The following is a 14691-nucleotide window of genomic DNA, read 5'->3' as shown; positions in this document are numbered from 1 at the left end:
ACCTTGGTCTAGGCACGGGTGAATGCACGCGTTTTACGCATACCCTCCAAAACAGGTGGCCGGCAGCCCGTCGGCAACCCGTCACCTGGCGGAAGCCGTGGAGGGAAACATGCCCCGATCCAACCGCGCCGGCACCACCGGCGCATCGACGCAATGGCGTCGCCGGCCACTGGCGGCCGCGCTGCTGGTTGCGCTGCTCGCGCCCGGCGTGGCGCTCGCTCAGACCGACCGCGAGCAGGCACTGGAGGCCCGCGTGGCCGAGCTGGAGCGGCTGGTCGAGCAGATGCTGGCGCAGCAGCCACTCGCCGATGCCGGCACCACCGGGCTCCGAACGGCGCCCGTACCGGCGACCCAACCGGTTGCCGCCGCGCTGCCGGCCAAGCCAGCCCAGACCGCTCCCATCCAGACCAGCACGATCACCCCGCAGGCCAACCCCGGCACCCGCTTCACCGTCGGCGGCATGATCCGCGTCGACGCGATGTCGACCAGCACCAGCGACGGCGAGATCGCCAAGAGCACCGCCGGACGCGATTTCTACGTGCCTGGCGCGATCCCGGTCGGCGGCGATGGCGGCGACGCCTACCTCGACAGCCACGTCAAATTCTCGCGCCTGTGGTTCGACGCCAGCACCGAGCTGGATTCGGGCGACACGTTGGGCGCGCGTTTCGAGCTGGACTTCTTCGGCGGCTCGCTGGGCAACACGGCGGCGACCAACACCTATGGCGCGACCATCCGCCATGCCTACCTGACCTGGAACCGGCTGCTGGTCGGCCAGACCTGGTCCAACTTCATGGACACCGCGGCCCTGCTCGACTCGGTCGACTTCGTCGGCCCCACCGATGCGGTGGTGTTCGTGCGCCAGCCGCAGATCCGCTACACCAGCGGTCCCTTCAGCGTGTCGCTGGAAAACCCGGAAACCACGGTGCAGCCCTTTGGCGGCGGTCCGCGCGTGATCAGCGGCGACAACAGCGTGCCCGACCTGATCGCCCGCTACACCGGCAAGGGCGACTGGGGCCACTTCAGCGTGGCCGGCATGGCGCGGCAGCTCAAGCACGAGCCCGTCGCCGGCAGCGCCGAGAGCACCACCGGCTTCGCCGCCTCCGTCAGCGGGCTGGTCAAGCTCGGCGACAGCACCGACTTGCGTTACCAGGCGACCGGCGGCGAAGGTTTCGGGCGTTACATCGGCCTGGCCACCGTGCAGCAGGATGCGATGGTCGACGCCAGCGGCAGCCTCGACGCGCTCGGCGGCTGGGCCGCGTACGCCGGTCTGCGCCATGCGTTCAGCCCGCAGCTTCGCGGCAACCTCTACTACGCGCGCTCGCAGTGGGACAACCGGACCGACCTGACCGGCCTGGGGGTCACCCGGCGGGTGCATTCGGCGCACGCCAACCTGATCTGGTCGCCGGTGCCCAAGCTCGATCTGGGCATCGAGGCGATCTGGGGGGAGCGCACGCTGGAATCCGGTACGGACGGCGAGCTGGTGCGCCTGCACACTCTGGCCCGCTACACCTTCTGAATCTGCCGGCTGAGCTGCTGGAGTACACGAGCGGCCCCGGGCCCACACGCGTGGGTCCGGTTTTTGGTGCTCTGGTTTTTCAGTGAGCCGGAACGTCGCGACGGACTGCGGCGATGCCGGGGACGGGTGGGCCTGCCGTTGAGGGCGAATGTCCCCCGGCGACAGCCTTCGGCCGTCGCCTCCTCCTTTATTTCGCCCTCAACGGCAAGCCCACCCGTCTTGCGGGGGTACGCGGGGGCCCCTTGTGAAAGCCCGACTTTCAGCGGATAGACGCCCCACCCGGCCCACCGAGCCCCGTCGTGGCCGGGAGGTCTTCGTAGCGAAGTAAAGGAGGAGGCCTTCGCCGGCAGGCGGAGGCCGGGGGACATGAGCGGCGAAGACCTGCCGGCCGCGGCGGGCGGGACGACGGGGCCCCACACGCTCGTCGTGGTCGGGAGGTCTTCGCAGCGAAGTAAAGGAGGAGGCCTTCGCCGGCAGGCGGAGGCCGGGGGACATGAGCGGCGAAGACCTCCCGGCCGCGGCGGGCCCCCCAACTCGCATCGAACAAATCGAGACCCTCAGCGCACCACCAACACCGGAATGGTGCTGTGCGCGATCACTGCGTTGGTCTGGCTGCCGATCAGCAGCCGGTTCAGGCCGCGGCGGCCGTGGCTCGCCATGACGATCAGGTCCGCCCCGCGCCCGGCGGCGGTCTCCAGGATGGCGTCGGCCGGGTAGCGCTCGGCGACGTACACCGATTCATGGCGTACCCCAAGCTGGTCGGCGCGCGCCCCCGCGGCGGCCAGCACCTCGTTGGCCTGGTCGGTGACGTGGGTCCGGTATTCCTCCAGCATGCTCGCCGAGCCCCCCCACACCACGCCGGCGTCGGCCGGTGTCCAGCGCTCGGATGCAGTGACGATGGTCACCTGCGCGCCCACCGCCGCCGCCAACTCCAGGCCCTGCTCCAGTCCCTTGCCGGCCAGCTCCGAGCCGTCGGTCGCAATCAATATGTGCTTGTACATGTCGTCATCGCTCCTGTGTCTGTAGACCGAGGGTAGCTCCCCGGGTCAGTGATCGCTTGCCGACGAGGCACCGATACCGGTCTCGCTGCGCACGCGCAGCGCATCGAAGGCGGCGCGCTCGCGATCGGCCCGCGGGCTGCGGTCCAGCACCGAGAACAGCCAGATCGCGATGAACGCCAGCGGGATCGACAGGATGCCCGGATTGGGAAACGGCACGATCGGCTCGGCGAAGTGGAACACGTCCACCCACACGGTCTTGCTCAGGGTCACCCACGCCGTCGCCACCACCAGCCCGATGAAGCCGCCGATCGTCGCACCCATCGTCGTACAGCCGCGCCAGGCGATCGACAGCACCAGCACCGGGAAGTTGGCACTGGCCGCGATCGCGAAGGCCAGGCCAACCATGAAGGCCACGTTCTGGTTCTCGAACACGATGCCCAGCAGGATCGCGATCACGCCCAGGGTCACGGTGGAGATGCGCGAGATCTTCATCTGCTGCTTCTCCGTCGCCCGGCCGCGGGCAAACACGTTGGCGTACAGGTCATGCGAGATCGCCGCCGCACCGGCCAGGGTCAGCCCGGCCACCACCGCCACGATGGTGGCGAAGGTTACCGCCGCCAGGAAGCCCAGCAACAGGCTGCCTCCGACCGCGTTGGCCAGGTGCACCGCCACCATGTTGGTCCCGCCGACCAGCCCGTTGATGATGTCGATGCTGCCGTCGGGATTGGCGGTGAAGTACTCCGGGTGCTGGTACAGCAGGGCAATGCCGCCGAAACCGATGATGAAGGTCAGCAGGTAGAAGTAGCCGATGAACGAGCTGGCGTAGATCACCGAGCGGCGCGCTTCCTTCGCGTTGGGCACGGTGAAGAAGCGCATCAGGATGTGCGGCAGCCCGGCGGTGCCGAAGGCCAGCGCGAGTCCCAGCGACAGCGCGTTGAGCGGGTTGGCGCTGACCTGCGAGCCCGGGGCCATGATTGCCAGGCCGTTGGGGTGGATGCGCACCGCCTCGGCCAGCATCGCGTCGGGATTGAAGCTGAAGGCCTTCAGCACCAGGAACGCCATCAGCGTGGCGCCGATCAGCATCAGCACCGCCTTGATGATCTGCACCCAGGTGGTCGCGGTCATGCCGCCGAACGCCACGTACATGATCATCAGCACGCCGACGATGGACACCGCCAGCTCGTAGCGGATGCCGAACAGCAGCACGATGAGCTTGCCGGCGCCAACCATCTGCGCGATCAGGTAGAGCGCGATCACCAGCAATGACGCGCTCGCTGCCAGCACGCGCAGCGGCGTTTCCGACAGCCGGTAGGAGGTCACGTCGGCGAAGTTGTAGCGACCCAGGTTGCGCAGCCGCTCGGCGATCAGGAACATCACCACCGGCCAGCCGAACAGGAAGCCGATCGCGTAGATCATGCCGTCAAAGCCGCTGACGTAGACCATGCCGGCGATGCCCAGGAACGACGCCGCCGACAGGTAATCGCCCGCGATCGCCAGGCCGTTCTGGAAGCCGGTGATGCCGCCGCCGGCGGTGTAGAAATCCGAGGTGGTCTTGGTGCGCTTGGCCGCCCACCAGGTAATGAACATCGTGCCGACGATGAACACCAGGAACATGACGATGGCCGAGGTGTTGGCCTGCCCCTTGGTGGCAGCGAAAGCCGGCAGGGGAAGCAGGGCAGCGAGGGCCGCCGCGAGGACTGCCATGGCGCCCCTCATTTCACGTCCCTCACGATGGCGTCGATCAGCGGGTCGTAGTGCTTGTTGGACAGGTGCACGAAAGCGGAAATCATCACCACCGCGCTGACCGCAACAATGATCGCCGTCAACACCCCCACGCTCATGGTGTAGCCCGGTCCGATGGGCCGGGCGAACACTTCCGGCCAGTAGGCGAGGGTCAGGATGAAGCCGGCATACACCACCAGCATGAGCAGGAAGAACCAGAGGCTGGTGCGGCCGCGCCTGCGCGTCAGTTCCTGGAACTTGGGGTGAGCGAGCACCCGTTCGACCACGTTGTTCGCCTGCATCGCACGTCCTCCCAAGTGAATGGCCGCGCCCCGGATCGACCCGGGCGATTGGACGCTGCGAGGCCGGTCGGGACGGTTGCCATCAAAATGTAGGAGGTGCCCGCGGGGGCGGACAGACGACTTTGGTAGTAGGCGCCTGCGGGCGCGGCGTCGCGGTGCCTATTGCGGCGGTGCGGCCAGCTCTCTGGCGCTGAGGAAACCGTCGCGGTTGGCGTCCTGCCGGCGGAAACGCGCGGTCAGGCGCGCGAGGTGCTCGCTGCGGGTGATCGCTTTGCCCTTCCCGCCCGGCTGCTCGGCCGGGTCGAGCACGCCATCGCCGTTGGCATCCATGGCATCGAAGGCGTAGCTCATCCAGGCCAGGTACTCCTCCAGCGAGACCCGGCCGTCACCGTTGGCGTCCATGCGTTGCAGGTAATCGCCGGTGGTCTCGACCCTGGCTTGCGCGGACGCCGGGCTCGATAGCCACGCCATCGCGGCCAGTCCCGTCGCCAGCAACGGGACCGCCAAAGCGCGCAGCCGGTGACGGCCCGCGACGCTCACGCCTGCGCCGGCACCAGGGTGTAGCCCTTCAGGCGCGCAGAGAACTGCTGCAGCGCCTGGTTGCCGGTGGCCTCGGCCTCCACGCACCAGTCGTGCAGTTTCTGCAGCGTGACCTGCGCATCGTGCGAGCGCTCGTCCAGGACTTGCTGCAGGCGCTGGCGATACTCGGCCAGCGTCGCCATGTGCGGACGGTCCGCCAGCCAGGCCTGCAGGCGGGCGCGTTTCTCGTCATCCAGCCAGCGACCGCCATCGGCCAGCCCCTTGCGCAACTTGCGCGGCAGCTTCTCGTCGTTGGCACGCAGGGTCGGCAAGGTGACCTTGCGGTAGTAGTCGGTCATTGCCTGGAAGCGGATCGCCAGCAGTGCCTTCAGCGTCTCGCGGTCGGGGATGCTGATGTTGGGACGCACGTCCAGGGTCGGCGCGACCCGGAGCACCTTGGCCAGGCCGACGCTCTGCAGCGCCCGGATCACCGTCCAGCCGATATCGAACTCGAACTTGCGCAGCGCGAACTTCGCCGAGCTCGGAAAGGCGTGGTGGTTGTTGTGCAGCTCCTCACCGCCGATCCAGAACGCCCAAGGGGTGATGTTGGTCGCCTTGTCGGTGGTCTCGAAGTTACGGTAGCCCCACCAGTGTCCGATGCCGTTGACCACGCCCGCGGCCCAGAACGGGATCCACAGCATCTGGATCGCCCAGACCGCCACGCCGGCAAACCCGAACAACCCGAAGTTGATGAACAGCAGCAGGGTCGGGCCGAGAGTCGCGTGCGGGGTATACAGGTGGCGCTCGATCCAGTCGTCCGGGCAGCCCTTGCCGTACTTCTCGATCGACGCGCGGTCGCTGCGAGCCTCGCGGTAGAGCTCCACGCCGCGCCAGAACACGTTGCCGATGCCCTTGGTCAGCGGGCTGTGCGGATCTTCCTCGGTCTCACAGGTGGCGTGGTGCTTGCGATGGATCGCCACCCACTCACGGGTGATCATGGACGTGGTCAGCCAGGTCCAGAAACGGAAGAAGTGGTTGATCACCGGGTGGAATTCGACGCCGCGATGGGTCATCGAGCGGTGCAGGTAGAGGGTGACGGCAAAGATGGTCAGCTGGGTGGCGACCAACAGGTAGACGGCGAGCGCGCCCCAACTGGGCTGCAGCAGGCCACCGGCGAAAAAGTCGAGCAGGGAAGCGGGCATTTCATGACTCCGGGAGGGGGCACCGGGCGCTTGCCCGGATCATCCGGCGAGGCAGAGCCCCAGCGGAATCAACGATGATGACATGCCAATGCACAACTGTGCATTGACACCATTCATGTGAATGCGGACGCGGAGCGCGCAGGCAAGGCGGCGACGTGAACCGTTCAGCGCCGCGACGGTTTGGACTGCGCATGGGTCGCTGCGCCGTAGACTGTGCGCATGCCAGAGCTGCCCGAAGTCGAGACCACCCGCGCTGCCCTCGCGCCGCACCTGACCGGGCGAACGGTCACTGCCGCAACCCTGCGCCGAACCGAGCTGCGTTGGCCGATCGCACCGGAGATCACCAGCCTGCTGCCGGGCCAGCGCATCCTGGAGGTGCGCCGGCGTGCCAAATACCTGTTACTGGACACGAGCGTGGGCAGCGCGCTGCTGCATCTGGGGATGTCGGGCAGTCTGCGGGTGATCCCGGCGCACGTACCGGCACGCCCGCACGACCACGTCGACCTGCTCCTGGACAACGAACGCGTGCTGCGGATGCACGACCCGCGTCGTTTTGGCAGCGTGCTCTGGCAGGCGCCCGGCAGCGTCCATCCCCTGTTGGCGGCGCTCGGCCCGGAGCCGCTGTCGGATGCGTTCACCGGGGACTACCTGTATGCGCTGAGCCGCGGACGCCGCGCACCCGTGAAAGCTTTCCTGATGGACCAGTCCGTGGTGGTCGGAGTCGGCAACATCTACGCCGCCGAGGCTCTGTTCGCGGCCGCGATATCACCGCTGCGGTCCGCGGGGCGGATTTCCAGGGAGCGCTACCGCCTGCTGGTGACGGAAATCCGCCGGGTACTGGAATCGGCAATCACGCAGGGCGGAACGACGCTGCGCGACTATGTCAGCCCGGACGGTAACAGCGGCTATTTCGTGCAGCAACTGGCCGTCTACGGCCGCGGCGGCAAGCCCTGCCGAAACTGCAGCAGGCCGCTCAAGCAGGCGGCGATCGGGCAAAGAACCAGTGTCTGGTGCAGCCACTGCCAGCGCTGACGCGGTGCTGCTTGTAGGGGTTTCCCCCACCCTTTCGTGACATCCATCACAAAGCGCTATATTGGACGTTACAAGGAAGGGACGTGGACATGGCCGACAGCGGCGATATTACCCAGCTCCTGCAGGAAGCCCGTGGCGGGGGCCGCGGCGCACTCGATGAGGTGCTCTCGGCCCTTTATCACGAGCTGCACGGCATGGCCCGGCGCCAGTTGGCCGAGCAGCGCGGCCAGACCCTCGATGCGACCGCGCTCGTGCACGAGGCCTATCTGAAGCTGTGGGGCAAGCGCGAAGCGCAGTTCGACGACCGCGCACACTTCTTCGCGTATGCCGCCACCGCGATGCGATCGGTGGTGGTGGACTACGCGCGTCAGCGCCTGGCGCAGAAGCGCGGCGGCGACCTTCACCGCGTCACCGACCTGCCTGAGGACCTGGAAGGCGGCATCCGGCTGGACGACGAGATGCTGGCGTTGGACATCGCCCTGACCCGCCTCACCCAGGTCGATCCCAAGCTCGCGCAGCTGGTGGAACTGCGTTACTTCGGCGGGCTCTCGGAACCGGAAATCTCCGCGGTGATGGACCGCTCCGAGCGCAGCATCCGGCGCGACTGGCAGAAGGCACGCGTGTTCCTGCTGGCTTCGCTGCGCGACGCACCACAAGACTGACGTCCGGGGTACTGCTCGCGCAACACGCCCGGACCGCATTGGGGAAGCCTCATGGACCCTGCACGCTGGCAACGGATCTCCCCCCTGCTCGACGAGTTGTTCGGGCTGGACGCGGTCGATCGCGAGCGGCGCCTGCGCGCGGTGCGTGCGGAGGACCCGGAGCTGGCCGAGGAGCTGGCCGCGCTGATCGCGCTGGATGAGGACGAGGGCTTCCTCTCCGAGCCGGCACTGAAGCCCAGCCAGCTGGTCATGCCCGGGCGCCAGGTCGGCCCCTACCGGCTGGAACACCTGCTGGGAGAAGGCGGCATGGGACAGGTCTGGCTGGCCTCGCGCGCGGACGGGCTCTACCAGCGCCGGGTCGGTCTGAAGCTGCTGCGGCCGGGCCTGGTGGACACCAATTTGCGCCTGCGCTTCACCCGCGAGCGCCAGATCCTCGCCCGACTCGCCCACCCGCACATCGCCCGCCTGCTGGATGCCGGCATCAGCAGCGAGGGCCTGCCCTACCTCGCCCTGGAATACATCGACGGCATTCCCATCACCGACTACTGCCGCGAGCACGACACGCCACTGGCGACGCGGCTGCAGATGTTCGAGCAGGTCTGCGCCGCAGTCAGCCATGCCCACGCCAACCTGATCGTCCATCGCGACCTGAAACCCTCCAATATCCTGGTGACCCCGGCGGGCGATGTGCGCCTGCTCGATTTCGGCATCGCCAAGCTGCTCGACAGCGACAGCGGTCCGGAGCGCACCCGTACCGGTACCCGCGCGTTCACCCTGCACTACGCCGCCCCCGAGCAGATCCGCGGCGAACCGGTCACCACGATGACCGACGTCTATTCACTCGGCGTGGTGCTGTACGAACTGCTCGTGGACGCCAAGCCCTACCGCCCGAACCGCGGGAGCGATGCCGCCTGGGAGGAGTCGATCCTGCTGCACGATCCGGTGCGGCCCTCGCAGGCGGTTCTGCACCCCAGTGGTGCATCCCCCCGGGGGGAAGCGCACGACCCGCATGCCTTGCGCCGGCGCGCACGGACTCTCGCGGGGGATTTGGACAACATCGTCCTGAAGGCTCTTTCCAAACCGCCCGAGCGGCGCTACCCGTCGGTGGAGGCGCTGGCGCAGGACCTGCTTCGCTACGCCAGCGGTCGGCCGGTGCGCGCACGCGCGCAGAGCTGGCGCTACCGGATGGGCAAGTTCGTCGGTCGCCACCGCTGGCAGCTCGCCACCGGCACGCTCACCACGGCCGTCGTAGTGATCGCGCTGGTAATGGGACTGTGGCAATCCCGCCAGGCGGTCGCCGAGGCGGCGCGCGCGCAGGCCATCCAGGCGTTCATGATCGGCGTGCTGGAAAGTGCCGGCGGGACCCGCGAGGGTGAGCCAATGGACATGCGCGCGCTGCTGGCGACCGCGGTGGAGCGGGGCGAACGTGAGCTGGCGGACCAGCCGGGCGCGCTCGCCGAGGTCCTTGGGGTAGTCGCCGGCCTGCACATCAGCCTGGACGAACCGCTGCAGGCACAGGAGCTGCTGGACCGCCAGGCGCTCCTGCTGGGCGCGATGCACCCGATCCCGGAGCAACTCGGACTGGACGCGATCACCCAACGCGGAAGGGTGGCCGAACTGCTCGGCGATCCCTCCGGTTGCATCGAAGTCATGCAACCTGCCCTTGCACGCATCGCCGATCATCCGCTGGCGTTCCCGCTGCCCACCGCGGCCTTCCGTGCCCAACTGTCGCGTTGCCGGATCGCCCTCGCGCGGACCCAGCGGTCCGAGCCGCTTTTCCAGCGCGTCGCGTCGCTCGACGGCGGCGCTGCGTCCCCAAGCGTGCCCGACGAACGCCTGGAACGGCTGACGGCGATCCTGCAGGGCGCGCAGCAGGACCCTCGGTGTCAGTCCTTGCCCGGCGGCAAGGACAGCGAGGGCTGCAACGGGTCAATCGAACCCTCGCCGCGGACCACCTTCTTGTATTCGGCGCGCGATACCGACAGGTAGCGCTCGTTGCCGCCGATCTCGACCTGGGGGCCGTCGCGCACCGCGCGGCCCTGCGTATCCACGCGCACGGTCATCGTCGCCTTGCTGCCACTGTGGCAGATCGTCTTGATCTCGCTGATCTCATCGGCCCAGCCCAGCAGGTACTGGCTGCCCTCGAACAGCTCGCCACGGAAGTCCGTGCGCAGGCCGTAGCACAGCACCGGGATACCGAAGGCGTCCACCACCTCGCTCAGCTGCCAGACCTGCGGCTTGTGCAGGAACTGTGCCTCGTCCACCAGCACGCAGTGCAGCTCGCCGTTCGCGGCGACATCGGCCGCGACCAGCGACTGCAGGTCCTGCGCGGGAGTGAACGTGGTCGCCGCAGCGCTCAGGCCGATGCGCGAGGCCACCGTGCCGCTGCCGGCGCGGCTGTCCAGCTGCGGCGCCAGGATCAACACCCGCATGCCGCGCTCGCGGTAGTTGTGCGCCGACTGCAGCAGGTTGGTGGTCTTGCCGGCGTTCATCGCCGAATAGTAGAAATAGAGCTTCGCCATGCCGGCATTTTAGGCGATCACGACCCGGGTTCCCGTGTGGGCAGGACCTCGGTCTCACCCACGTTGACGGTGCCCACGCGCGGGTTCATCCAGATGCTGTCCTGCCACGCGGCGTACTGCCTGGGGTCCCAGTAGCGCTCGTCGTGGAACTTGGATCCGTCGATGGTGATCGACTCCCCGGCCGGGCCCGTGGTGACGATCTTCAGCGAGCCGACAAACCCCGTGCGGCTGCCGGTGACGCGACTGCGCGCTCGCCTGAGAACCGCTGCCATCCGCGGCTGGGCCACCGCATCGCCGTAGCGCGCGTAGATAGCCTGGCCCTCGACCACCGCGCGCTCGCGCTCGGCCGCGTCCAGCTGCTCCCAATACTGCTCGCGGAAACGCAGGAAGCCGCGGTAGCCGCGCTCGGCGGCCAGGTCCATCCACGTGTAGGCCAGTGGGCGGTCCACCTCGGTGCCGCGGCCCTGCCAGAGCATCTCGCCGACCATCGCCTGCGAGGCCTTGTCGGCGTACAGGCTGGCGCGACGGAAGTACGCCAGCGCGTCCTGCAGACGGCCGTCATCGAGCGCCTTCTGGCCCTCGATGCGGTAGTTCAGGTCGGGGTGGCCGGCCAGGAAGCCCGCGGAAAGCATCACCGGATCGTCCAGCGGATCCTCCGCCGGCGGCGCCGCAACGGCGGTGAAAGCAAGTGCGAACAGTGTCGATGCCAGCAGTGCGCGCAACAGCAGCCGAGGGAGCATCCGTGATCCTTGAGCCATGACAGCCGGTGAGAGAGCCGACAAAGGTAGTCGTCGGCGGAGCCGGGGTAAACTGCCCGGCCGCTCCATCGCGTGACTGCAGTCCCCATGCACGGCCTCAACCCTCCCCAACGCGCCGCCGTCGAACACGTCGAAGGCCCCCTGCTGGTGCTCGCCGGTGCCGGCAGCGGCAAGACCCGCGTGATCGTGGAGAAGATCGCCCACCTGATCGCCTCCGGCCGCATGCCGGCCCGGCGCATCGCGGCGATCACCTTCACCAACAAGTCGGCCAAGGAGATGCGCGAACGCGTCGCCAAGCGCATCCGTGGCGACGGCGCCGAAGGACTGACGATCTCGACCTTCCACGCGCTGGGTTTGCGCTTTTTGCAGATCGAGCACGCCAAGCTCGGCCTGCGCCGCGGCTTTTCGATCTTCGACAGCGACGACAGCGCCGCGCAGATCAAGGACCTGCTGGGCGTGGGCACCAAGCCGGACGTACTGGACGGCATGCGCAACCTGATCTCGCGGGCCAAGAACGCCGGCCTGTCGCCCGAGCAGGCGATGGCCGAGGCCCGCAGCGCGCGCGAAGTGGAGGCGGCCACCGTCTACGCGCTCTACCAGGCGCGCCTGACCACCTTCAATGCGGTCGACTTTGATGACCTGATCCGCCTGCCGGTGCAGTTGCTGGAGTCCGACGAGGAGTGCGCGCTGGCCTGGCGCGAGCGCATCGGCTACCTGCTGGTGGACGAGTGCCAGGACACCAACGACGCCCAGTACCGGCTGCTCAAGTCGCTGGCCGGGCCGACCGGGCTGTTCACCGTGGTGGGTGACGACGACCAGTCCATCTACGCCTGGCGCGGCGCGAATCCCGACAACCTGCTGTCGCTGGAGACCGACTACCCGAGCCTGCGGGTGATCAAGCTGGAGCAGAACTACCGCTGCTCCAACCGCGTGCTGCGGGCCGCCAACGCGCTGATCGCCAACAACCCGCACACCCACCTCAAGACGCTGTGGAGCGAGCAGGCCGACGGCGAGCGCATCCGCATCTGGGAATGCCGCGACAGCGCCCACGAGGCGGAAAAGGTCGCCGCCGAGATCCAGTTCACCGCGACCGCCCGGCAGGCGCCGTGGAGCGATTTCTGCATCCTGTTCCGCGGCAATTTCCAGTCGCGCGCGCTGGAGAAGGCGCTGCAGCAGGTCGGCGTGCCCTACCACCTGACCGGCGGCACGGCCTTCCTGGAGCGCGGCGAGGTCAAGGACGCGATGTCCTGGCTGCGCCTGATCGCCAACCCCGACGACGATGCGGCCTTTCTCCGTGCGGTGACCTCACCCAAGCGCGAGGTCGGCGCGACCACGTTGGCGCGACTGGCCGAACTGGCCCAGCGTGCGGGCATGCCGATGTCACGCGCCGCCGAGTCGGTCGGCGCGCTGCAGCAGCTGCCGCCGCGTGCCGGCAACGCGCTGAACACCTTTGTCGGCATCGTCCGCGGCCTGCGCGAGGACGCGCGAAAGCTGCCGCCGTCCGAGCTGGTGCGCGTGCTGGCGGAGAGGTCCGGCCTGCTGCTGGCGATCCGCGCCCAGTGCAAGGACGAGGCGTCCTTCCAGCGCCGCAAGGCCAACCTGGAGGAACTCGCCGACTGGTTTGACGGCGGCAAGGGGGCCGGCCCGGGCGAGCTGGCCGCGCAACTTGCGCTGCTCTCGCACGCCGACAAGGGCGAGGCTGGCAACCAGGTGCGCCTGATGAGCCTGCACGGCGCGAAGGGCCTGGAATTCCGCTACGTGTTCATCGTCGGCGTCGAGGACGGCACCCTGCCGCACGATGCTGCCCTCGATGAAGGCAGTCTGGAGGAGGAACGCCGGCTGCTCTACGTCGGCATCACCCGGGCCAAGGAACGGCTGTGGCTGTCGTACTCGAAGAAGGCGCAGAAGTGGGGCGACACGATCCGCCTCAAGCCGAGCCGCTTCCTCGATGAGTTGCCCATCGCCGAGATCCAGCGCGACGGCGCCGACCCGGTTGCCGACGCGGCGCACAAGCAGGAGCGCGCGGCGGCGGGCTTGGCGGCGATCCGGGCGTTGCTGGACAGCTGAGCCGTTTGCGCCGCCGACGTTTTTTGGACGGGCGCGATCGGTCAGGTGTTCAAACGCTCGAAGGTGAACAGCGGTGCCAGGCGGTGCGGTTTGCCCTCCACCATCGCCTGCAACAGCCCCGCGCCCAGCATCGAGTAGGTGATGCCGTTGCCGCCGTAGGCCATGGCGAACAGCATCCGCGGGCCGGTCGCCGGATGCGGCCCGAAATACGGCAGGCCGTCGCTGGTCTCGGCGAACGTCCCGGCCCATGAGAATGTCGGCGTGATGTCGAGATGCGGAAACAGCTTCTGCGCCTTCTTTGCCAGTGAGCGCGCCTTGCGGTCGACCATCGCATCGCGGCGCCTGGGGATGTCCAGACGGTCGTCCTCGCCGCCCACGAGCAACCGGTTGTCCGAGGTGGTGCGCAGGTAGAGGTAGGGCCGCGCGGTCTCCCACATCATCGTGGTCGCGAGCACGCCCAGGTCGTCCCGGCTGATCGGGTCGGTGACGAATGCGTAGCTGCTGCGGTTGCTCGCGACATTCTTGGGCAGGAAGTTCTCGCCCTCGTAGCCCGCCGCCACGATCACGTGGCCGGCGATCAGGCGTGCGCCATTTTCCAGCTCGAGATCCACCGAGCGCGGTCGCGTGACGACCCTGGCGACGCGGGTTCGATCGTGCACACCCACGCCACGCTCCTGCAGTCGGGTCAGCAATCGGTAGGTCAGCCGGTAGGGATCCACGCTGGCAGCCGGCCGGTTGAGGATCGCCGCTGGCGCGGGGATGCCGAAGCGTTCCTTGACCTCACCCGACGCCAGCCACGACACGTCGAAGCCGTGCTTCCGGCGCAGCTCGAACTCCTCCTGCAGCGGGCCTTTGTCGCGCCTGCGGCTCGCGCAGTACAGGCTGTCGCGCTTCTCGAACCCGACGTCGCCGAGTCCGTTCGCCACCTCCTCCAGCATGCCGATCGCGTCCACGCACGCGCGGTAGGCCAGCACCGCGTTGTCCTTGCCGAGGCTCTCTGCCAGTTCGGCCAGATGGGTGTCGATCTCGTACTGCAGCAACGCCGTGCTCGCCGCAGTGCTGCCCCAGCCGATGTCGCGCTGCTCCACCACGACCACCTCGTGGCCGGCGGCAGAAAGCGTATCGGCAATCAATGCACCGCTGATGCCACCGCCGATGATGGCGACATCGCAACGGGTGTCGTTCTGCAGCGGCGGGAACGCATGCATCAGGCCGTTCTTGACCGCCCAGAACGGGTAGCCGCTTTTCAGATCCATGGGGTCTTCCGTTGAGAGTCGTGTCAGGCGCGGTAGCGAAGTTACGCCAGCCGCGCTGGAGTCATTACGGTGCGCAGCGGCGGATCACGGAGGAGTGAATGTCCCCGTGCCGCAGCGGGTCGCACAACACCC

13 protein-coding genes are annotated in these 14691 nt (G+C 68.1%); 5 read left to right on the top strand and 8 right to left on the bottom strand.

Annotated features, from left to right (window positions below):
* The first annotated feature begins 109 nt into the window (after positions 1 to 109).
* Positions 110 to 1516 (top strand): DcaP family trimeric outer membrane transporter, encoded by a 1407-nt coding sequence (locus INQ43_RS01340; RefSeq protein ID WP_194036872.1) that lies wholly within the window; start codon positions 110 to 112, stop codon positions 1514 to 1516.
* 557 nt (positions 1517 to 2073) lie between these two features.
* On the opposite strand, the gene INQ43_RS01335 is transcribed toward INQ43_RS01340, so the two are convergent.
* From INQ43_RS01335 to INQ43_RS01315, 5 genes are all read right to left on the bottom strand, one after another.
* Positions 2074 to 2517: a universal stress protein gene (locus INQ43_RS01335; RefSeq protein WP_194036871.1), complete on the bottom strand. Its 444-nt coding sequence runs from the start codon at positions 2515 to 2517 to the stop codon at positions 2074 to 2076.
* Positions 2518 to 2562: 45 nt separating this feature from the next.
* Complete coding sequence (locus INQ43_RS01330) at positions 2563 to 4221, bottom strand: cation acetate symporter (RefSeq protein ID WP_194034803.1); 1659 nt, start codon at positions 4219 to 4221, stop codon at positions 2563 to 2565.
* An 8-nt stretch (positions 4222 to 4229) separates the two neighbouring features.
* The gene (locus INQ43_RS01325) at positions 4230 to 4541 is read right to left on the bottom strand and encodes a DUF485 domain-containing protein (RefSeq protein WP_194036870.1); all 312 of its coding nucleotides are present in this window, start codon (positions 4539 to 4541) and stop codon (positions 4230 to 4232) included.
* 159 nt (positions 4542 to 4700) lie between these two features.
* Positions 4701 to 5012 (bottom strand): hypothetical protein, encoded by a 312-nt coding sequence (locus INQ43_RS01320; RefSeq protein WP_194037511.1) that lies wholly within the window; start codon positions 5010 to 5012, stop codon positions 4701 to 4703.
* Between the two features lie 65 nt (positions 5013 to 5077).
* Positions 5078 to 6262, bottom strand: coding sequence for a fatty acid desaturase (locus tag INQ43_RS01315; protein WP_194036869.1), 1185 nt, complete (start codon positions 6260 to 6262; stop codon positions 5078 to 5080).
* A gap of 219 nt (positions 6263 to 6481) precedes the next feature.
* Here INQ43_RS01315 and mutM point away from each other — a divergent pair, with 219 nt between their 5' ends.
* The 3 genes from mutM to INQ43_RS01300 all read left to right on the top strand — a co-directional run bounded on the left by mutM (position 6482) and on the right by INQ43_RS01300 (position 9945).
* Positions 6482 to 7294, top strand: coding sequence for a bifunctional DNA-formamidopyrimidine glycosylase/DNA-(apurinic or apyrimidinic site) lyase (mutM, locus tag INQ43_RS01310; protein WP_194036868.1), 813 nt, complete (start codon positions 6482 to 6484; stop codon positions 7292 to 7294).
* Positions 7295 to 7383: 89 nt separating this feature from the next.
* On the top strand, positions 7384 to 7956 hold the full coding sequence (locus INQ43_RS01305; RefSeq protein WP_043958322.1) for an ECF-type sigma factor: 573 nt from the start codon (positions 7384 to 7386) through the stop codon (positions 7954 to 7956).
* 51 nt (positions 7957 to 8007) lie between these two features.
* Complete coding sequence (locus INQ43_RS01300) at positions 8008 to 9945, top strand: serine/threonine-protein kinase (protein WP_194036867.1); 1938 nt, start codon at positions 8008 to 8010, stop codon at positions 9943 to 9945.
* Here the strand turns inward: INQ43_RS01300 and INQ43_RS01295 are convergent.
* Positions 9843 to 10478 carry a thymidine kinase gene (locus tag INQ43_RS01295; protein ID WP_194036866.1) on the bottom strand — a complete coding sequence of 212 codons (636 nt, stop codon included), beginning with the start codon at positions 10476 to 10478 and terminating at the stop codon, positions 9843 to 9845. The genes INQ43_RS01300 and INQ43_RS01295 overlap by 103 nt on opposite strands.
* A 17-nt stretch (positions 10479 to 10495) precedes the next feature.
* Positions 10496 to 11218 carry a sel1 repeat family protein gene (locus tag INQ43_RS01290; protein ID WP_194036865.1) on the bottom strand — a complete coding sequence of 241 codons (723 nt, stop codon included), beginning with the start codon at positions 11216 to 11218 and terminating at the stop codon, positions 10496 to 10498.
* A gap of 105 nt (positions 11219 to 11323) precedes the next feature.
* Here INQ43_RS01290 and INQ43_RS01285 point away from each other — a divergent pair, with 105 nt between their 5' ends.
* Entirely contained in the window at positions 11324 to 13303 is a 1980-nt protein-coding gene (locus INQ43_RS01285; protein WP_194037510.1) for a UvrD-helicase domain-containing protein, read from the top strand.
* Between the two features lie 41 nt (positions 13304 to 13344).
* On the opposite strand, the gene INQ43_RS01280 is transcribed toward INQ43_RS01285, so the two are convergent.
* Complete coding sequence (locus INQ43_RS01280) at positions 13345 to 14559, bottom strand: FAD-dependent oxidoreductase (RefSeq protein ID WP_194036864.1); 1215 nt, start codon at positions 14557 to 14559, stop codon at positions 13345 to 13347.
* Between the last annotated feature and the right edge of the window lie 132 nt (positions 14560 to 14691).

The sequence above is a fragment of the Lysobacter sp. H23M47 genome, assembly GCF_015209765.1.
Lineage (GTDB): Bacteria > Pseudomonadota > Gammaproteobacteria > Xanthomonadales > Xanthomonadaceae > Novilysobacter > Novilysobacter avium.
This window is presented reverse-complemented; position numbering and strand designations above follow the sequence as displayed.